This window comes from Vreelandella gomseomensis, from assembly GCF_031451645.1.
GTDB lineage: Bacteria > Pseudomonadota > Gammaproteobacteria > Pseudomonadales > Halomonadaceae > Vreelandella > Vreelandella gomseomensis.
Genome location: NZ_JARWAI010000013.1, coordinates 1 through 19,724 on the forward strand (window position 1 = coordinate 1; position 19,724 = coordinate 19,724).

Sequence of the window (19,724 nt, forward strand, 5' to 3'; positions counted from 1 at the left end):
AAAGGAACGTCGTTTTCTGGTCATCAGACACCTCGTTTATGGTGGCGATCTTACCACCTACGTTGGTGTCCGGAATTATTGAACCACTACACGCCCCTGCTCCAACCAGGTATACCAAGTCAGCCCCACGCCCGCTAAAGCGGCGACTTCTTCACGCCTTAACCCCGGCGTACGCCTTCGGCGGCCACGAGGAAGCCCCATATCTTCTGGTGCGATTTTCTCTCGGTGCATGCGTAGAAACTCTGCCAAGTCTTCCCGCTTTCGAGCCAGCGTCCGGGGAGCAGTCATCCTGTTACCTTTAAATAACTCATCACTTTTAGTAATAGCATAAACGGTTAAATTGTACCCCCTAAAAAGCCTCTCCAGAATAGCCCTTCGCTGGCAAAACAGCGCTGGCGGATTCTTTCCTAATGCTTATGCCTGGAGTGTGTTATGGCTGACCAATCTCGTCTATCAGTATACCTCGTGGCACTGGGTGCGTTTGCACTTGGGATGGCCTCTTATGTGACTGCGGGGCTAATTCCCCTCATCGAAGACGCCTTTAGTGTCTCTGCGGCCACGGCGGCGCAGTTAGTCACCGCATTCACCCTAGCCTACGGCCTAGGCTCGCCTGTGGTCGTTGCGCTACTGCCTGGCAAGCACCAGCGCTTGGGCTTACTACTGGCGCTAGCCGTTTTTATTGTGGCAAATATCGCCAGCGCCCTGGCCACCAGTTTCTTATCACTCACGATATGGCGGGCGGTCGCTGGCGTTGGCGCAGGGGTTTACCTTGCCATGGGCATTGCCGCCTCAGCCGCTATAACGGCTGAGGCTCACCGCGGTAAAGCGATTGCCATCATTATGGGTGGTATGGCGAGCGGCACGGTACTGGGGGTGCCTATTAGCCTGTTACTGGCGGAGCGTTTTGGCTGGGCGTCAGCGATGTGGCTTATTTCAGCACTTGGGTTAATCGCCTACGCGGGGCTACAGGTAAAGCTACCTGCGCTTCCATCCGCACCAACGCTTTCACTTGTTCGCAAACTCGCTATTTTACGAAGCCCTCATGCCATGGCCATACTGGCGGTTTCCTTATTGGGCGCCATTGCCAGTTTGGGAATGTATACCTTTATTGCCCCGTTTATGGCGGCCACCGAATCAGGCGCTGTTCAGTCGATTACCGGCTATTTATGGGTGTGGGGGATTGGCGGCGTCGTGGGTAGTTTTCTGATTGGGCCTCTGGTGGACAGGTTTATCGGCCCTGTGATTACCCTGGCGATTATGTCGCTGCTCTTTTTGGCGCTCATTGCTCTGCCTTTCACGGCGTCGGTTCACCCACTTCTGACGTTACTGCCTATTGCGCTTTGGGGGGCGGTGGGCTGGGCGCTGCAAGTGCCACAAAACAACGAACTCGTTCGTACGCGCCAAGCCCACGGCGACGGTAACCTGGCCGTCGCACTCAATGAATCAGTGCTCTATTTGGGCAGTGCGATAGGCGCTGCGTTCGGGGGCGTTTTGCTGGCCTTCAGCTTTCCTGTTTCGACATTGGCCATTGGCGCGGGGGTTATCGCCGCTGTAGGTGCGGCGACACAGCTAATCATCGTCACACGCACTAAGCGTTAGCTCTGTTCGGACACGCCAAGGGGCCCTTTGCCTGCCGCTTGGCGGTTATGCAGACCACTGGCAGTGGGCGGATTAAAAAGCGACGAGCCTCCTCCAGACAAGTATGGTGGATAAAATAAGGGTTCTCTAACCCGCAAAGGCTCAAAAAGCCCCGCTCACTTACCGGAGAACATTCCAGACGCACCACGTTGGCAGGGGCGTATTGCATTACCCCAGAGTACCGAAGGCACCCCAGGGCTCGGAACCCAAAGTACGACTCAGTCCCAACTACCTTTGCCACCGCCGGTGCCAGTAACGGTGGATACGGCACCCGACTGGAAGTGGCCCAGCAGTTTGCTGTGGCTATCGAAGAACAGGATGCTCAGATAAACGGGCGTACCCTGAAACTCGAAACTCACCGTATCACGATAGAGCCGATCAAGATCATCCGTATAAACATCCCCCATGAGGGCACCGCCGCCCGCCGAAGAGATGCCGCCAGCATCGCCGTTGAAAGACTTTCCATCGGTGATATTAACCTGAAACTTGAGATAGAAAATCATGCTGGCCACGCTGCCGGTAGCCGGATAGGACTTCGTGGCCGTCATCAATGCATGTTCGACGTCATCAATATGTCCAGGTTCGAGCTTGTCGTGCATAGCAACACGAAAATCGTGGGCAATCATTTTTTTATCAATGGCTTGAGAAGCGTTCATTGTTAGATACCTCGTGTAGATATGGTGGTCTCAACGGTCATCAATCGACCGTGGCTTACTTGCCCTACGCATTTCAGCTTGGATAGCGCGTCATCACCGCATCAGCTCGGCATCACCCAAACTCGCTGGAACAACCACACATAGCTCAGGGGATCACTTCAGTATCAGCTTCTCGTCACCCCTTGGCAGCGACGTGCGCTCGAAAGACCCTAGAGCAAACGACTGCACAAGGAGCATTACCATGGACACTACACCGCTTCGGGTCGCCATCATTGGCGGCGGCGTCTCCGGCCTGTCACTTGCCTATTACCTGCAGAAGCTCGGCAGCAAGGAGGCCCAGCAGATAGACGTCACCTTATTCGAGCGCAAGACCACTCTAGGCGGCAACGCTGAAACGGTGTGGGTCGATCTGGGCAATCGAAAACAACCGGGAAAGCCCGATTCGCCTTATCAGCGCTGGGCAGACCTTGGCGTCAATGATGTCAACTTGGCTACCTACCATCGCCTTCACGCCGTGCTAAGCGAGATCGGCGAGTTAGCGCGTATGAAGCCGCTTGAAAATACCGAGAGCTATTTCAACCGTGACGGAACGATTGCTCTCACCGATGACCGCGACTTGGCCTGCGGCGTCAGCGACCCCGCCCATGAGCTGAGTAAAGCCGAGGGTGGCAAGCTGGCACCGCTGATCGACGTAGTACATCAGAGCGCCATCGACCTGGTTGAGAGCGGGCGCATTACGCCTCGCTACACGGTGGACGACTTCTTCGACAGCTGCGTTGCCAAGCCTCGCGATATGCTGGCTGCCACGGCGGATCATTTGGGTATCATCATTGACTGGCAGGATCCGGCATTGTCGGCCCGGCTGGAACGTATACGTCGCGTTATCTATTATCCACGCATATCCGCCATGTACTTTGCCGACGATCGTGGTCCAGGCGGTATGCCGCTCCAAGCGCCTTTCGAGTATTACCGCATTCAGGAAGGAGGCTCGCCCCCTGATCGCCGCTACTTCGAGCACGGTTCTCAGCACTGGCTTGAAGCATTGGCCGCTCATATCACTAACCCCGAGACTCAGGGCCCCAGCGTTAAGATTCTGCGCGGCATTGACGTGGAGGCAAGCCTCTCACCACAAGGTGTCAGGTTAAGCGAGCGTGCCGCTTCCGAAGCACGCCACTGGGAAGCCGACCTTCTAATCATGGCTACCCATGCCGAAGATGCCTTGCCAATGCTGACATTTGGTGACGGCCTTTCTGACACCCAGCGAGGCCTCCAGCATATCCTTGGCAAGGTGCGCTACACCCGCAGCTATAGCGTCTGCCATACTGCTGCCGTCCACATGCCACCAAATCGCAACCTGTGGCGCACCTACAACATTGAGGTGCGTAATCCCGAAGACACCTTCTTCCCGTACCGGATCGACTATGTCGCCAATCGCCACCAGAACGATGCAGAAAACCCAGCCTACAATCAGGCAGGCCTACCGCAGTTCTTCGTTTCCCTGGTGGATGATCTCAACCGGATTCCCCGTTGCGAGATGCTCGACAGGCGCCCCTCCCCCCTCAACGAACCCGCAGCACTAGCCGCCGCCGCACCCAGGGAAGCAGGCTATCGAAATCGACTGCCACCATTGGACAGCGCCCTTGAGACCAAGGCCTGGACGCTGTTCAAGCACAATGTACTCGATGCCAACTGCCTGGAGGCCCAAACGGAAATAGAGCGCTATAATCAAACGATCGCCCAGAGACGCTGCGAGGGCCACCTGGACGTATGCCCACTGCTGTTTGTCGGCGGCTGGACTCGCGGCGCAGGTCTACAGGAACAGTGTCTGGAACAGTCAGAGCATCTCGCCACTCTATTGATGAAGGGTACTGATGATGAAGGGTACTGATGATGAAGGGTACTGATGATGAAGGGTACTGAGCCAAGCGTACGATAGAACACGGGGCTAGTGCCGACTGGCCGCCAGGGAGGGCATTGTCATCAGCAGGCCAGCGGCTTCGCCCCGACGCCAGCAAGCACGTAATGTGTCCAGAGCGACCGCCTTTTCGCTCTCTTTGCCCTTCTCCAGCTCCAACTCCAGCCAATCAGCGTGAGCTTCAATCAGCTCCCGGTGATGCTCGCCCCAGGCGCAAGGTTCCGCTGCCATCAGTTGGGTCAAGCGGCGCGCATAATGGCGAGCCGTCGCCGGGCGGTCGTCAAGCAGACAGACCTCCGCTGCCGCGACCAGGAAACGGTAACCATTGTGTCCTACACAGCCCGTATTCAACAGCGCTTCGCCTTGCTGCAGCGTCGCCAAGCGAACCTCGGGATCGTCTTCAAGCAGTGCTCGAGTGCCTAACACCCAGGGCCCGATAAATGGCTTCAGCTTATGTTGCTCCACCAATTGCCAGGCACGCTCGATGCTGGCTTGAGCTTCCGCTCGACGGCCGGTAATTAGCTGGACCCGAGCGCGACTTTCCAAAAGAAAAGCCTCGAAGCGCCCTGACCCCAGCTCCAGAGCCACCGCCAGCGCCTGAGAGAGCTGCTCGTCGGCCTCATGGAGAGCACCCTGGGAAATCAGAATCCAAGCCGCCGTCATCCGTGCCACCACCTCGGCACGCCGATTACCAACTCGCTTGCCCAGCTCGGCAGCTTCAAAACAGTCCCTTAAAGCCTCCCCGGTTTCGTTGGCATAGAGCCGGGCCGTACCCAACATAAATAGATTTGAGGCCTCCAGCTCTGCATGGCCATGCCTTCGGCAGAGCGCCACGCAGTGATCGAAAAGCTCATAGGTGCTGCGCATCTGCCCCTCGGCATAGTGAGCATCGCCCAGGCCGCTAAGCGCTTGAATCTCGGTGCGTACGTCACCACCATGACGGGCCTGCTCCAGGGCTCGGGTATGATAGGCGCGGCTGGTGGCAAAATCGCCACGGGGAAAATAGAGGTTGCCCTTTAGGTAGAGCGCTTCTGCAAGGGGCAAGGGATCATCAAGCGCCTCGGCCAGCGGAAGCAGGCCATCCAGAATCATCTCTTCCGCCTCCAAAGCGTCGAGCATATTCAGCACCCGAGCCAACCAAAGGTCTGCAGCAATGCGCTGAGACTCATCCTGAGCGAATGTACGCGCGGCCTCAAAGTGCTCCCGAGCCGCTTGAATACGCCCAGTCGCCATCGCTACCTGACCTTGCAGTAGCATTAATCGGTACTCATCCTTCGGCGCATAATCGATGGCGTGACACTGCCTCAGCAGCGCCAGAGCTTCCTCATACCGATAGCGGGCTATTTCTTCCGAAGCCGCTTTCAGGAAAGCATCCGGCGCCTCCAGAGATCGCGCACGGTGAAGATGCCGCGCACACAGCCCCGGTTCCGCTTCGTTATACAACCCGGCCAGGCGAAGATGCAGACGGTCGCGCTGTATCTTGGGTATCCCTTCATAGATGCCCTGCAGAATCAGATCGTGCACGAAGCGGTAGCTCTCTTCATCTAGAGGGCGTACTAAGCTAAAGCGCTGGGGGAGTTCGGGTTGATAGTCGGGCTGTCCCAACATTTCCTGCAGCAGCGTCAGGGAGAATCTCTGCCCCATGACGGCAGCGATACATATTGCCCGACGATCCAGATCAGTGAGTTGATCCAGCTTGGTTTGCACCAGATTGGCAAGGCTGGCTGGCATACTGCTGTGAGGATGAAACAACAACATCTGGGTCAGAAATAGCGGATTACCCTGAGCTTGAGTCACTAAGCGGGAGATATGCTCAGCGTGAACCTTACCCACACTGGCGACCAGAGCCTCGGCCTCGTGGGCGCGCAGCGGCGGAAGCTCGATCAGTGTCAGCGGCGATTCAGGCAACTGTGGCCTTAGCCGGGTCTCCAGCGGATCCTGCTCAAGACGTGAAGTAAACAACCAGATCACGGGCGCTTCAAGCGTCTCCTGCAGCAGCCCGGTGAGAGTTCCTAGCAGCGCCTCATCAGCCCAATGTAGATCTTCAACTACCAGCAATTGCGGGCGGTGGATAGACCGAGCAAGAAGAATGTCTCGCAGTGCCAGAACCAAACGCTGGCGTCGAGTCTCCGGGGTCATGGCGGCGTAAAAACGCTGTGCATCTTCCGGTTGCGCCAATCCCAGCAATGGACGCAACAGCATGGCATGATCCAGGGATAGGCGGAGTGCCGAGAGGCGAGCAAGCAGATGTGCTTCATTTATCTCCGCATCGGACGTCTGAAGCAACGAACGTGCCAATTGCATCAACGGCCCCTCATCAGCGCGGGTGCCAAAGTCCAATACCTCGGCCTGGTGATGATCGGCATAAGTCGCCGCCATTTCGGCAAACTCAGCACTGAGACGCGTCTTGCCAATACCGGCCACGCCGCGAATATAGATCAAATGGCCAGCTTGGTAGTCTCGAGTACTCTCCAGAATGGCTTCCAACTGGCCCAGTTGCACACGCCGCCCCACCAACTCGAAGCGAATGTCATGCGCCTCGTCCCTGGGATGACGATAACGCAACCAATCGCCCCCTTCGTCGTCGAAAACAAAACGCTCGGCCAATTGCACCGCCACCCCACGGTCGACCCACACGCCGCTGCACTCCTCCGCCATGGCGAGAGCCGTATCATTCGGCCAGTGGTCAGCCCTGAGGTAAACAGCCTGGGCCAAGCCCTGCTCTACCAAAGTGGCGGCGCATAACAGGCCACGCTGCGCATCGCTACGGTAAGCCCGGTGCAGTCCGAAAAGCGCCTTACCTCCTTCCTCAAGGCTACCGCCGAAATGCTCGACCCAACTTGCCAGAGCCGACTGATCGGCCGCCAAGGCATGCAGTTGGATCAACACCCGAGCGTTCTCCATCTCCTCGATGTCGGCGGTGGACACGGCGAAAGCCTCGTCATCCTCTACCGACAGTGCCTCTACCTCGACCCCATAGATCTCGGCCAAGTGACGAGCAGTACGGTAAAGCACCTTACGCCCACTCTCAGCCCGTTTGATGGAGGCGATAGAGACGCACAGACGCTGGTCGAAGCAATATTCAGCCAGCGCTTCCTGGCTCAGGCCAAGCCGCCTGCGGTGCTCTTTCAAGCGTTGGCGATCCAGGCGCAAGCGCCCATCCTGGAGAGCTACCATTGTTAGCGGTTTCCTTTCTCTCAAAACACGCGGGAAATAAAGACTATCTCGCTTTATTATGCTTACATGAAAGGCTGCTGATCAAAGGCCTAGTTTTTTTAACATTCGATGTCAACAAATTAACGGCGCTAACGTGAAGCGTCGTTAACGCCAAACGATGCTAACCGACTGGCTAATCCTCACATCCAAACGTTGGCGACGGCGTCCAATTAAACTTGCTTCATGCCCGACTTCAACCAGTAAATGCAGCGCCTGTGGTTGTACTTGTCAATGACAACCCGAACGACCAGAGGCTCCCAAAAGCGGTGAGCAACGTCTAGGCGGTGTATGAACACACCACCTGATGGGCCATACCCACTCAGGAAACCAAGTAGGTTCAAATGGGCGCCCTGGTAACGGCCCATAATGATGGATGGAGCGTTTCATGTTTCTTCGTATAAGCTTTCTACTTGTCGCCCTCGTATTGCTGTCCTCCTGCGCTATGCCGCCGGATTCCCCGCGTTTTCAGCCCTCGGGCAGCCTGCCGCGCCATGATCAGCCAAGCTTCGATGAGTACGTGCGCGACACCCACGCGTGGATTGCCGACAATCGCGCCTTCATCGGCGACGACCGCCACCGCGAGATAGCGCTCAATGCCCCGTTTGAACGTCGCCCGGATACGCCGGAAAAACGCGGCATTCTATTCGTGCACGGGCTGGGCTCAAGCCCGTGGTATTTCACGGATATGGCCAACGCCATGGCGGAAGACGGCTGGCTGGTTCGTTCGATTCTGTTGCCGGGCCATGGCAGCCGCCCCGCCGACCTGATGCTGCCGGCCCATGAGGATTGGGAAGATGCCGTCGCCCATCACACCCAGCTGCTTGCGAATGAAGTCGATGAGCTCTGGCTGGGCGGGTTTTCGACCGGAGGCAACCTGGTGACCGCCCAGGCGTTAAAGGACGATCGCGTCGAGGGGTTGCTGCTGTTCTCCCCCGGCTTCTACCCGGACAGCCAATACCTCTTTCTTGCCCCGGCCATTTCTTATTTCTGGGACTGGCTAGACATCGACGACGAGGACAATATCGCCACGTACCAGTCGCTGCCGTCCCGCGGCGCCGCGCTGTATTATCGCTCGGTCAGCGCCGTGCAAAAAAACCTCGAAGCCGAGCACTTCGATAAACCCGTGCTGATGACCATGAGCCAGCACGACAGCGTTCTCGACCCCGCCGCCACGCTCGATGCCTTTCAAACCCGCTTTCCCAACCCGAAATCGCGCTTCGTTTGGTACGGCGACACACCGCCACACCTCGACGACCCTCGCATCACGGCACTCACCAGCTACCTGCCCGAACGACGAATCAGCAACTTTTCCCACATGAATGTGCTGTTTGCACCCGAGAACCCCTATTACGGTGAAGCGGGCAGCTACACCATGCTGGAAAACGGGCAGGAAGACCTCACCCCACCCGACGACCCGGACGCCCTGTGGTTCAGCGCCTGGGGCCAGCAGGACCCGGAAAAGTACCACGCCCGTTTGACCTGGAACCCCTACTTTGACGAGCTCCTCGACGACATCCGCGAGGTAACGGGCGACTGAGCGGTGACAATGGGCTGACCCATCGCGCCACTCACGTCTACGCTGTGAGACACCCATCACGACACAGGAGGCCATGATGAGTATCGAGCAACCCGAAACGCTCCATCTGGACAGCGATGACGCGACCGGCTACCCCAACTCCCCACTGCCAGTGTTGATCTACCGGGACGTTATCGACACTCGTGACCCAGAGGCGTGTGCCGCCACCTTCGAAGCCATGTTCAAGCGCCACGGCTGGCCGCCGGCATGGCGCTACCACCTGTATGACTTTGACCACTTCCACTCGACCGCTCACGAGGTCCTGGGCATTTTTCGCGGGCAGGCCCGTGCCCGGCTGGGCGGCCCCAACGGCCGCGAACTGATGCTTTGTGCGGGCGATGTACTGGTGCTGCCCGCAGGTGTCGGGCATGCCAGCCTCGAGGCGGATGATGACTTTTGCATGGTGGGCGCCTACCCGCCGGGGCAAAACCCGGCCATAGAGCGCGGCGACCCGGCACAGCTGGAAGCGGCGCAAGCGCGCGTGGCGAGCACGGCGATGCCCGAAAGCGACCCGGTCGGCGGTCCGTTGAAAAACCTGTGGCGCCAAACGACAGCGTAATCACCTTGACCCTGCCGATAAACGGTATTATCAACAGGCCTATACGTAGCCAGAGCCATCACCCAAGCCGCTCTGGCACTCCCATGCCAAATACCGAAGGAAAGTCCTATGCCAGCCTATGTGGTGATGATCAAAGAACACACCCACGACACTGACGAAATGGAGCGCTACAGCGAAAAGGCCAAAGCCGCCCGGGAAGGCCACGACCCGGAACCGCTCGCGTTCTACGGCGATTTTAAAGTGCTCGAAGGTAGCGCCATGGAAGGCGCGGTGATTTTACGCTTCCCCGATATGGCCGCCGCCCGCGCCTGGTATGAAAGCCCCGCCTACCAGGAAGCCCGCCAGCACCGTTTCCAGGGGGCCGACTATCGAGTGTTTATCGTGGATGGGATTGAAGGCGCCTGAGAAGCCAACCATCGTCTATCAAGAGAGGGCCGCATCATGATCGAGTCACGTGAAGACCTCGACGCCATCAAGCAGTCGTGCCAGTCGATGGTCACAAGGAGTTCAGGCCTTTCTGCCGGGGCGGCGATCATTCCCATCCCCGGGGTGGACCTTGGCTCAGACGTGGCCATCTTGATGCGGTTGATCCCCCGAATTAATGAAAAATTCGGTTTATCGCCTGAACAAATCGAAAGCCTGGATACCGAATCCAAGCTCTTTGTGATGACCGCCATCTCCAACACCGGCAGCAAGCTGGCCGGGAAATACATCACCAAAAAACTCATCGTGACGGTGCTCAACAAGATGGGCATCAAGGTCGCCGCGAAAGGCGTGACGAAGTTCGTCCCGCTAATCGGTAGCGCCGTGGCAGGCAGCATCAGCTTCACCGCCATGAAGGTGATGGGCAACCGTCATATCGAAGATTGCTACCAGATTGCCCTGGCAGCGCTGGAAGAAGAGCGGCTTGCGCATGAAATCGTGATCGAGCCAGAGCCAGCATCAGAGCCAGGACCGGTAAAGAAATCCCCTCAGTCGCAATAGCCCGGCCATCAGCCTTCTTTTTGATAAGTTTTTCCACCTTCGGCAGCATGTGCAAATTTTGCGCATGCTGAATTTCGCTCCAACTCTCCCTCTTTAAAAACGTTGCGAATGTGCTTTGTAATAATCGAACGCTCGTGTCCGAAAAATTTATACATCTGCGCCTGGCTGAACTAAACAGTCTCTTGCTCCAGCGTCACCTTCAGGCCCTACGCGTCATAAGTTACCCATGATCTTGGCATCTTGCTCACACAGGTCCATAATGAGCACTTAAAGATCCATGGGCTATCTCATGGGTCTTTAAGTACTCAAATAAACGGAATAGCGATGAAACGGGCACGCAGCTACTCTCGCGTTACGAAGCAGGCGCTCTCAATCTTTGGCAAGTTGATCAAGGCTGGCCGTTTGGAGCGCAAACTGACGGCTACCGAACTGGCGGAACGCGCAGGCATCACCCGCAAGACCCTCCGCAATATCGAAAACGGCGAAGCTGGTTCTGAGATCGGCACCGTCTTCGAGGTTGCCGCCCTCGTCGGTGTCCGTTTGTTCGATGCTGACGAGCGGACGCTTGCAGTGCACAGCGCCCACCTCGAAGAAAAACTAACACTGCTGCCTAAGAGCGTTCGCCCTAGTAAGCAGGAGGTCGATGATGACTTCTAAGCTTACTGACCACAAAGAAGCCTATGGCTGGATTTGGCTGCCGGGAGAAACACAACCCGTCGTGGCTGGCCGCATCACAAAGCAAAGGGGCACCTACGCTTTCAACTATGGCGCTAGCTATCTGGAGCGTGATGACGCGATACCCATCTATAACCCAGAGCTTCCACTCCGCCGCGGCCTGATCGAACCGGCCGCTGGCTTGGCAATGGCCAGTTGCCTTCGTGACGGCTCGCCCGACGCTTGGGGCCGCAGGGTTATCATCAACCGTCTGATGGGTGCCAAGGCCGCCGAGACCGAAACCAGCGACATCGACGAACTGACCTACTTACTTGAGTCGGGATCGGACCGAATCGGTGCCCTCGATTTTCAGCATTCCGCCACAGAATACGTTCCCCGCCTCAAGGCAGAAGCACCCTATGAGGAATTGCTTGAAGCGGCCGAGCGGGTCGAGCAAGGCGCCCTGCTGACGCCAGCGCTAGATCAGGCGTTGAACCACGGCACGTCGATCGGCGGCGCGCGCCCGAAAGCCCTGATCGATAACGGCGATCACAAAACAATCGCCAAGTTCTCGTCGAGCACGGACATTTACAGCGTCGTGAAAGCGGAATTTATCGCCATGAAGCTCGCGGCTTTATGTAAGCTCAATGTTGCCCCTGTCTCGATGATCTCAGCGGCTGGCAAGGACGTGCTGCTCATCGAACGCTTTGACCGCCTCAAATCAGAGGCTGGCTGGCAGCGTAAAGCGATGGTCTCGGCTCTGACGATGCTCGGCCTTGACGAAATGATGGCACGCTATGCGTCTTATGAAGATCTTGCCGAGATTATCCGTCACCGCTTCAGCGACCCACAGGAAACGCTGCGAGAGCTCTACGGACGGATCATTTTCAATATCCTATGCGGCAACACGGACGACCATGCCCGCAATCATGCTGCTTTCTGGGACGGCGAGATGCTCACTTTGACCCCAGCCTATGACATTTGCCCCCAAGGAAGAACCGGCAACGAGGCGACACAGGCGATGCTGATCAAGGGTGAAAACCGTATGAGCACGCTGCATAGCTGTCTCGCGGCCGCGCCTGATTTCTTGCTCAATGACACAGAAGCCAAGATCATCATTGAGCAACAGCTCGCAACGATTGCCAGTGAGTGGAAGGGGCTCTGCGAGGAAGCCAAGCTGACCGAGACTGACCGGAAGCTCTTTGCCGGTCGGCAGTTTTTGAACAGCTATTGCGTTGAAGGCCTGGGGGCCGGACATAGCCCGTTACGTGAAGGCTTTGAGTCTGCGCGCGCGCAATTGCTCGGTTAAAAAAGCGACCAGTTGCGTTGTTTTAAAACATGCATGTGCCGATTAACTCCACTATTCAGATCATTTTATGAGCCGATTAAGGTTTTTATTCGGCTCATAGGCCTGTGAGATAGATTCTTCGAATAGAAAGGGCCGTCACTTGGACAGCCCTTTCGTTCTATGCGTGAATAGGAAATACGGAAATAAAAGCAGATCAGCGCTTGCCTTCCTCGCGCAGCTTCGCCACTTCATCTAGCGCCAGACCAGTCGCTTCAGCGATCTGCTCATCGCTGAGCACCCCCAGCTTGAGCAGATTACGGGCTGTTTTCTCGATGCCCAGCCTTTCGCCTTCCTGACGTTCTTGCTGAGCCCAGTTTTCCAAATTTTCTGCCAGCATGTCTTTATCCTCCACCAAACTGTTGAGCTGATTGAGGTCGATCTCAGCCCCGAGTCGCTGCAAGTGGCGTTTAAACCAGCGGGTAATGCTTTTGACGCTGACCTCTAAGTGAGGTGGATCAGCGACTGAGAACTCAGTACTGAGGCTATTAAAATGAAAGCTTTCAATGTAATTACTTAAGCCAAAGCCGCGTCAACGCTTGTTCTGATTGAAGCCTGTCTGCCCGGCGTTTATCCTCGGAACGACGACTCAAATTCTGCAACTTGCGTTTAACGCCGGGCAGGTCACGAGCCTGGGGCAGACCAATCAGACCGAAGTCCGGCTGCTCATCTTCGACTGAGAGCAGAAATTCTCGCGAAGGCTCGTCTATCCACTCAGAAAGACGTACCAATAGCCGTTCCCGATATTTCAGTAGCTCATGCGCGGTGACGGGCTCCGCCGTCATGCCCTTAAAATGTGCCTGAAAAATATCTTCAAAATCCTTAGGCATCTGCGGCTCAAGAATTTCCCAGGCGGGTTTTGGACTACAGGTCAAATAGACCAGGAAAGTGTACCAAAGCGTCCTATCAGCTCGCTTGTCATCCAGTAATAGTCCTACATCGAACAAGTCGCGTGGGTGCTGACGCGATAATGCTGCTGCCAGTTTTCCTGCATACAAATCGGCAAAACTCAGCACCTGAGCGGAAGCGAACCCAAACGCGTCCTCCACCACCGGCCGAACATCCATCTCACGTACTGGATGCACAGTGCCCCGCATGACTGGCGTGGTTTCAATCTGCACAAGTGCCCTGCCGCGACTGACAATCAACCGCGTGACACCTTGACTGCCTTGACTGGCCGACGGCTGCACACGCATTGTTTTTGATTGAGTCCGTAATGCATCAGCCAGCATGTTCAGCGCATTATCAATCGCGGCGGCATCTTCAGCGAAACCTTGGGTCGGCAGCCATGTAAGATCGATATCCACTGATAGTCGAGGAAGGTCGTGCTCGAACAGATTGATCGCCGTTCCGCCCTTCAATGCAAAACGTGGCTCCAGTGACAACATCGGGAGAATATCTACCAGCAGCTGTACGCGGTCGGTGTAGCGTTTATCCCAATTGCTCATCCAAGTCCCTCGGTAACGTGAGCTGATAAGTCGGGTGTAAACGACCACCGGGCACCAGAACGCGTTTACCGTTGCCGAGATCCACCCCATCTAATGAGATTCGTTTTAGCCATGCGTGTTGGTACCGATCCGCCAAGGCGAGAAACAGTCGCTTGGCCTTGATGCTGCTGCAATGGCGCAGCAGCGCCGTCACGCGCCTTGGGCTCAGTGTTGCCAAACTCTGCATAAGCGCATCAGCTTCGTAGACCAGCGCCGCGCCGGCGGGACCATCGCAAAGCTCCAATATCGCGCGCTCTGGTGTAGAACAAACGATGCTGCCCGCACCAGAAAGCACCTCTTGCCGCTTAAGGCCCTGCTCAAGTAGCTGATCCTTCTGCGTATCCGCAGTGAAATCAGGCACCGGCCAGGCAAAGGGAGGCTTGCCGCAGAACTCAAATCGATCAGGCATAGCCAACTGGCTAAGCCAACCAGGCGGTCGTGCAGACCCGTAAATCGTTACCGTGGCAGCTTCGCCGAGCCGCAGGTAGTGTTCATGCCCTTGCATTGCCAACGCGAAGCGCCCGCCGACGTATAACGCCAAGCCCTCCCGCTCTTGCAAGCTCCGTAGTACGCCCTGCCACTGCAGCCGCCCTCCCTTTCTCAGATAGACGCCACGCGCCGGAGACACCAGCCAACCGCTGGCGACATAACGCGCCACAAGGCTTCTCGAATAGCCATGCGCCTGCAACCAGCGGCTGGAGACTAAATCAGCGTCTCCCAGGCTGGCTAGCAATTGGTTTAATTTTGATGACTTTTGCTCACTCATAGTGAACATAATACGGATTTCAAAAACGCCGTCTAGTGATTACGGGGTTTACCTAAAATACTTTTTGATCACTATAAGTGAGCCTATTGGCTATAGCCCTCAAGAGTTGCTTACCCACGAGATTCAGCGGCTGCCGCTTAGGCCAGAAGGCAATCAGGTTGGGGCCACACTAGCTAGTTTGCTAAGCGCACACTACTGATTCACGTCAAACGGCTATTCATTACTGAACCTAAAACCACTGCATCAGGTTCTTTCATGGCATGGGAAATGCCTGCCATCCTCAGCAGCCACATACAGAAAGGGCAGTCACTTGTGGACTGCCCTTTCTGTATGTGTGAAGTGGAAATACGGAAATGAAAGCAAGGATCAGCCCTTACCCTCAATGCGCAGCTTCGCCACTTTATCTAGCGCCAGACCAGTCGCTTCAGCAATCTGCTCGTCACTAAGCACTCCCAGCTTGAGCAGATTACGGGCTGTTTTCTCAATACCCAGCTTCTCGCCTTTCTCCATGCCCAGCTTCTCGCCTTCCTGACGTTCTTGCTGAGCCCAGTTTTCCAAATTTTCTGCCAACATGTCTTTATCCTCCACCAAACTGTTGAGCTGATTGAGGTCGACCTCAGCCCCGAGCCGCTGCAAGTGGCGTTTAAGCCAGCGGGTAATAATCTTGTCGATACGCTCTTTGTGAGGATCGGCCTGAATAATCGCCACGATCCGATCCACGGCTTGCTGCAGCCCCTGGCGATTCGTGGAGGCCTCTGCCAATCGTTACGAGTCAGATTACCATGCTCATCTCCCCGTAATACATTCACAAGATATAATGAAGGGCCTGTTAAGCTTTGCACTCACTCAGTAATTGCTGGCCAACCTGATTCAGCGGCTGCCGTTTAGGCCAAAAGGCAATCAGGTTCCGATCGCGCCTTGGTGATAGCGGCAGCGTCACCACGTTAGCCGTTGGTTTATTGCTTAACGCCAAGCCAGGCTCACACCGACATCCCCGGCAACCATCTGCAATAACGTTCGCGTATCGCGTACCCAGAAATCCACCTGGAAGGTATCGACTTCCTCCAACGAGTGGGTAAGTATTTGCTGGATCAGCGCCTCACAACCGCCTAAAGACATAACAAGCGGGTGCTCCGCCAACTCCGACACCGTCACGCTGGCTTGTTTGCTGAGTGGATAGCTTGCGGGCAGCACGGCAACAATCTCGTCCTTCTTTAATAGCTGCCAATCAAACTGCTCACGGCCAGTAGGGTCATTCAGTTGGATGACATCGGTTGTGACACCCATGTTGATTACGCCGCTTTCCATCCCTGCACACTGATTGGCCGCTCCTCAAATCCTGGATCACCTTTGCCATCATGCTGCTGAGTATCGCGCTGATTAACCTTCCGCTACTGCTCGGCATCAGCCCCAGGCTGAACATATCCCAATCGCGCTATACGGTGCCGTGGACTGAGCACTAAAGGCAACCAGAACAATGAGTTGTGATGAAATCCCGCGCCCCAAGGACGATGGCAACCCCACAATGGCACTGAACCAAGCAGCTCACTAATCCGGCAGCACGGCCTGATGATCATCGAACTCCAGAGGCAAAAAAACAGGAAAAATTTGACAAACCAACATACATATCTAAATACTTCGATATGAAGGTATGATTATAAATGTGGATAACAGGAGAATCTGATGACGCAGCAAAAGAAGGCTATGCCAAAGGGCCTGATCGCTTTGGCTTTAGGAGGATTCGGGATCGGGCTCACGGAGTTCGGGATAGTCGGCCTGTTACCCGAGATCACAGCGGACTTCTCCGTCAGCGAGAGCGTCGCAGGGTATCTCGTTTCAGGCTATGCACTGAGCGTAGCCGTAGGCGCTATTGGCCTTACGGCAGCAGTCTCACGCGTGGAACGCAAACGAGTCCTTCTCGGACTCGTCGTCCTCTTCATTGTGGGGAATTTAATCTCTGCAATGGCACCGACTTATGCAGTCATGCTGACAGGCCGGATCGTAGCCGCCTTATGCCACGGAGCCTTCTTCGGTGTGGGAGCCGTCGTGGCATCAAACATGGTACCTGACAATAAAAAGGCGGGAGCGATTTCGCTCATGTTCGCAGGTCTCACGGTCGCTAATGTTGTAGGTATCCCTTTTGGCACCTTCATCGGCCAACAATTTGGTTGGCGCGCCACTTTCTGGGTTATCACCGCCATCGGTGTAATTACCTTCTTTGGTATTCAGCTATTGGTACAGAGATCACCAGCACCGGAAGCAGTTAGCCTCCGTTCTGAAATCGGTGTGCTACACCGTCCACAGGTACTCCTCTCTGCAATGGTTAGCATTCTGACATTTGGGGGGCTTGTTGGGGCGTATACCTATATTGCGTTCACTCTTACTGAAGTCAGCGGGTTTGAAGCAAAGGCAGTTCCGTGGCTCTTGTTGTTGTTCGGCGTCGGAACATTTATCGGCAATCTCCTTGGCGGGCGCCTTGCAGACCGAGCTTTGGATCGGTCCCTCCAGATGATTCTTGTTGTACTCATAGCTGTGCTAAGCAGCTTCGCGCTCTTGGTAACAAATACGTTGGCCGCTCTCGTAGCGATGTTCCTTTTAGGGGCTGTAGGCTTCGCTACGGCACCCGGTCTGCAACTACGGATCATGCATTTCGCAGGCGACGCTCCGACTGTCGCATCCGGAGCGAACATAGCCGCGCTCAACATCGGCAATGCATTCGGCACATGGCTCGGCGGCCTCGCGATCGCGGCAGGCCTTGGGTTCGCATCTCCGCTTTGGGTTGGGGCGGGGCTAGCAACAGCTGCGCTACTGGTTCTAATGCCGTCAAGCGTGGCTAGCCGTCGGACAGCTTCATCAACGGAGTTGTAAAAAACATGGAACAACAGCGGTATCAAGTTCTCATCAGAGCTTGATACCGCATCCCCAACACGGCTACTTACAGCACATAAACAAAAATTAAATTCACACTACCAAAGTGCTGTCATTTGAGCTTGTAACTGAGCGAGCGTGATTAAAAATGCCTACAGGAGAACGCCTTTTCAGGATCGACATGTTACGATAGGTCGTTATGTGTCGAAGAGACGTAAACACGAAATGACCAAAAACCCCCAAGTAGACGGAACCTCGCTCACGGAAACTGCCGACGATGCATTGGACGTATTCAAGGCACTGTCGAACCCAGTTCGCCTCCAGATTCTGCAGTGGCTTCATGAGCCACGGAAAAATTTCCCCGTCGAGCGTGGCATCGCGGATCCTGACGAGGTCGGCGTATGCGTCAGCCAAATCACCGAGAAGACCGGGCTTGCACAGTCAACGGTGTCTTCATTCATGGGCGTTCTGGAGCGAGCAGATTTGGTCATCGCTACCCGAGTAGGCAAATGGACCCACTACCGACGCAACGAAGAGAGAATCAGGAAGCTCATTGAGATGTTGGGTCGTACGCTTTGAGCTATTTAATCTTACCCATCAACGATGGACACTAGTCGATCATGCGGACTTCGAAGGCCTCTAGACTGTTCATCCCAATAGCCCCCTCTGTCAGCATAGTTTTCCGGTTGGAGATGTTGTCGAAGCCAGTGCTATAAGTCCTTAAAGAAGGGAGCGGACAACTTTCATTGGCGATGCCTTCCTCAGCCGCGACAGAGACCAAGGTGCGGTTATGCGGAGGCAGTAGCTTGTTCTGGTCAAGTCAGAGCGGACACAGTTTCAAGCCGCAACTGCCAGTTCGATTTCCCTTGGCGTCTGATAGGCCAAGGTCGAGTGGAGTCGGCAGCTGTTGTACTCCATCTCGATATACTCGATCACATCCCGCCGTGCCGCCTGGTGACTTGCATACCGCTGGTCGGCCAGCCACTCGCTTTTCAGTGAGCCGAAGAAGCGTTCCATGACCGCATTGTCCCAGCAATTCCCTTTGCGGCTCATCGAGGCCTGGAACCCATGCCGGGCCAGCGTGCCCCGGTACTCATGCGACGCGTATTGGCTGCCGCGATCGCTGTGATGGAGCAGGCCTCTCTCGGGTTGCCGGCGGCCTACCGCCATCTCCAAGGCGTCCAGGATCAACTGCGTGCGCATATGGTCAGCCATCGCCCAGCCCACCAACTGCCGGTCGTGCAGGTCAAGCACCGCCGCCAGATAGAGCCAGCCCTCCAGTGTCCAGATAGCCGTGATATCGGCCACCCAGACCCGATTCGGTTCCGCCACCATGAACTGACGGTTCAGCAGGTTGGGGGCTACCGGCAGGCTGTGCTCACTGTCGGTCGTATGACGCCAGCGGCGCCGCTGACGTGCCTCTACGCCGGCTTCTCGCATCAGGCTTCGAGCCTGGTAACGGCCAACATCGTATCCGCGACGTCGCAGTTCTCTGGCCATGCGGCGGCTACCATAGCTGCCACGCTTCCGGCGATGAATCTCTCTGACCTCGTGTAGCAGGACCCGACGCTGGTCATCAAGGCCACGTCGTCGCCAGTCATAGAAACCACTCCGGCTGACCTGCATGACCCGACACAACACGGCCACGGGATAGATGGCCTTCTCCGACTCGATGAACTGATATCTCAGCTCGACTCTTTGGCGAAGAAGGCCGCCGCTTTTTTAAAATATCCTTTTCAATCTGAAGCTTGCGGACTTCTTCACGGAGCTTCTTGATCTCGGCATCGCGATCGTCTTCACGCCGACCCGAGCTGCCAGAGACCTGCTGACGGTGCTGACGGCACCAGCGATCCAGTACGCTGCGCTCTACGCCCAAGCGCCGGGCGGCCTCCGATACGGAATACCCCTGGTCAATCACCAGGCTCACCGCATCCGTCTTGAACTCATCGGAAAACCGACGTCGAGTCTTCTTTGTCATGAACACCTCCATTGCCTCCATTATGAGGCTTATCGGGGTGTCCGCTCCAATTAGACCAGTTCAGCTTCTTCAGAACGGTGGC

At 56.0% G+C, this 19,724-nt stretch carries 18 protein-coding genes and 1 pseudogene; 10 read left to right on the forward strand and 9 right to left on the reverse strand.

From position 1 onward, the window contains the following. Nucleotides 1-90 precede the first annotated feature (90 nt). Nucleotides 91-288: pseudogene (locus QC815_RS15260) on the reverse strand (helix-turn-helix domain-containing protein); the annotation flags it as partial. Nucleotides 289-432: 144 nt separating this feature from the next. On the opposite strand from QC815_RS15260, the gene QC815_RS15265 reads away from it, so the two are divergent. Further along, nucleotides 433-1,599: an MFS transporter gene (locus QC815_RS15265; protein ID WP_230446969.1), complete on the forward strand. Its 1,167-nt coding sequence runs from the start codon at nucleotides 433-435 to the stop codon at nucleotides 1,597-1,599. A gap of 257 nt (nucleotides 1,600-1,856) precedes the next feature. Here QC815_RS15265 and QC815_RS15270 read toward each other — a convergent pair whose 3' ends face one another. Then, nucleotides 1,857-2,294 (reverse strand): VapA/VapB family virulence-associated protein, encoded by a 438-nt coding sequence (locus QC815_RS15270; protein WP_230446970.1) that lies wholly within the window; start codon nucleotides 2,292-2,294, stop codon nucleotides 1,857-1,859. 241 nt (nucleotides 2,295-2,535) lie between these two features. Here QC815_RS15270 and QC815_RS15275 point away from each other — a divergent pair, with 241 nt between their 5' ends. Next, nucleotides 2,536-4,182, forward strand: coding sequence for an FAD-dependent oxidoreductase (locus tag QC815_RS15275; RefSeq protein ID WP_310540737.1), 1,647 nt, complete (start codon nucleotides 2,536-2,538; stop codon nucleotides 4,180-4,182). A gap of 57 nt (nucleotides 4,183-4,239) precedes the next feature. Here QC815_RS15275 and QC815_RS15280 read toward each other — a convergent pair whose 3' ends face one another. Continuing rightward, complete coding sequence (locus QC815_RS15280) at nucleotides 4,240-7,386, reverse strand: ATP-binding protein (RefSeq protein WP_310540739.1); 3,147 nt, start codon at nucleotides 7,384-7,386, stop codon at nucleotides 4,240-4,242. 424 nt (nucleotides 7,387-7,810) lie between these two features. On the opposite strand from QC815_RS15280, the gene QC815_RS15285 reads away from it, so the two are divergent. From QC815_RS15285 to QC815_RS15310, 6 genes are all read left to right on the forward strand, one after another. Then, nucleotides 7,811-8,962, forward strand: coding sequence for an alpha/beta hydrolase (locus QC815_RS15285; protein WP_310540741.1), 1,152 nt, complete (start codon nucleotides 7,811-7,813; stop codon nucleotides 8,960-8,962). Between the two features lie 76 nt (nucleotides 8,963-9,038). Beyond that, nucleotides 9,039-9,560 carry a cupin gene (locus QC815_RS15290; RefSeq protein ID WP_310540742.1) on the forward strand — a complete coding sequence of 174 codons (522 nt, stop codon included), beginning with the start codon at nucleotides 9,039-9,041 and terminating at the stop codon, nucleotides 9,558-9,560. A 108-nt stretch (nucleotides 9,561-9,668) separates the two neighbouring features. After that, nucleotides 9,669-9,965 carry a DUF1330 domain-containing protein gene (locus QC815_RS15295; protein WP_230446975.1) on the forward strand — a complete coding sequence of 99 codons (297 nt, stop codon included), beginning with the start codon at nucleotides 9,669-9,671 and terminating at the stop codon, nucleotides 9,963-9,965. A gap of 36 nt (nucleotides 9,966-10,001) precedes the next feature. After that, nucleotides 10,002-10,544: a hypothetical protein gene (locus QC815_RS15300; RefSeq protein ID WP_310540744.1), complete on the forward strand. Its 543-nt coding sequence runs from the start codon at nucleotides 10,002-10,004 to the stop codon at nucleotides 10,542-10,544. Between the two features lie 324 nt (nucleotides 10,545-10,868). Next, on the forward strand, nucleotides 10,869-11,201 hold the full coding sequence (locus QC815_RS15305; RefSeq protein ID WP_310540746.1) for a helix-turn-helix transcriptional regulator: 333 nt from the start codon (nucleotides 10,869-10,871) through the stop codon (nucleotides 11,199-11,201). Beyond that, nucleotides 11,188-12,507 (forward strand): type II toxin-antitoxin system HipA family toxin, encoded by a 1,320-nt coding sequence (locus QC815_RS15310; protein ID WP_310540748.1) that lies wholly within the window; start codon nucleotides 11,188-11,190, stop codon nucleotides 12,505-12,507. Before QC815_RS15305 ends, QC815_RS15310 begins: the two co-directional genes overlap by 14 nt. A 193-nt stretch (nucleotides 12,508-12,700) precedes the next feature. On the opposite strand, the gene QC815_RS15315 is transcribed toward QC815_RS15310, so the two are convergent. The 5 genes from QC815_RS15315 to QC815_RS15335 form a co-directional block, all read right to left on the reverse strand. Continuing rightward, complete coding sequence (locus QC815_RS15315; RefSeq protein WP_230446979.1) at nucleotides 12,701-12,883, reverse strand: hypothetical protein; 183 nt, start codon at nucleotides 12,881-12,883, stop codon at nucleotides 12,701-12,703. A 172-nt stretch (nucleotides 12,884-13,055) separates the two neighbouring features. Continuing rightward, a complete protein-coding gene (locus QC815_RS15320) occupies nucleotides 13,056-13,991 on the reverse strand; it encodes a nucleotidyl transferase AbiEii/AbiGii toxin family protein (RefSeq protein WP_310540750.1) in 936 nt (311 codons plus the stop codon). Next, entirely contained in the window at nucleotides 13,975-14,796 is an 822-nt protein-coding gene (locus QC815_RS15325; protein WP_230446981.1) for a type IV toxin-antitoxin system AbiEi family antitoxin domain-containing protein, read from the reverse strand. Before QC815_RS15325 ends, QC815_RS15320 begins: the two co-directional genes overlap by 17 nt. A 366-nt stretch (nucleotides 14,797-15,162) precedes the next feature. Beyond that, complete coding sequence (locus QC815_RS15330) at nucleotides 15,163-15,504, reverse strand: RpnC/YadD family protein (RefSeq protein ID WP_310540752.1); 342 nt, start codon at nucleotides 15,502-15,504, stop codon at nucleotides 15,163-15,165. 255 nt (nucleotides 15,505-15,759) lie between these two features. After that, complete coding sequence (locus tag QC815_RS15335) at nucleotides 15,760-16,104, reverse strand: LysR family transcriptional regulator substrate-binding protein (RefSeq protein WP_310540754.1); 345 nt, start codon at nucleotides 16,102-16,104, stop codon at nucleotides 15,760-15,762. A 375-nt stretch (nucleotides 16,105-16,479) separates the two neighbouring features. Here QC815_RS15335 and QC815_RS15340 point away from each other — a divergent pair, with 375 nt between their 5' ends. Together QC815_RS15340 and QC815_RS15345 are read left to right on the forward strand one after the other, a co-directional pair. Then, complete coding sequence (locus tag QC815_RS15340; protein ID WP_310540756.1) at nucleotides 16,480-17,664, forward strand: MFS transporter; 1,185 nt, start codon at nucleotides 16,480-16,482, stop codon at nucleotides 17,662-17,664. A 225-nt stretch (nucleotides 17,665-17,889) separates the two neighbouring features. Further along, complete coding sequence (locus QC815_RS15345) at nucleotides 17,890-18,243, forward strand: ArsR/SmtB family transcription factor (protein ID WP_310540758.1); 354 nt, start codon at nucleotides 17,890-17,892, stop codon at nucleotides 18,241-18,243. Nucleotides 18,244-18,501: 258 nt separating this feature from the next. Here the strand turns inward: QC815_RS15345 and QC815_RS15350 are convergent. After that, a protein-coding gene (locus QC815_RS15350) for an IS3 family transposase (protein ID WP_310540759.1) occupies nucleotides 18,502-19,642 on the reverse strand; the annotation gives its coding sequence in 2 pieces (ribosomal slippage) (nucleotides 18,502-19,381 and nucleotides 19,380-19,642; 1,143 coding nt in all). Nucleotides 19,643-19,724 lie beyond the last annotated feature (82 nt).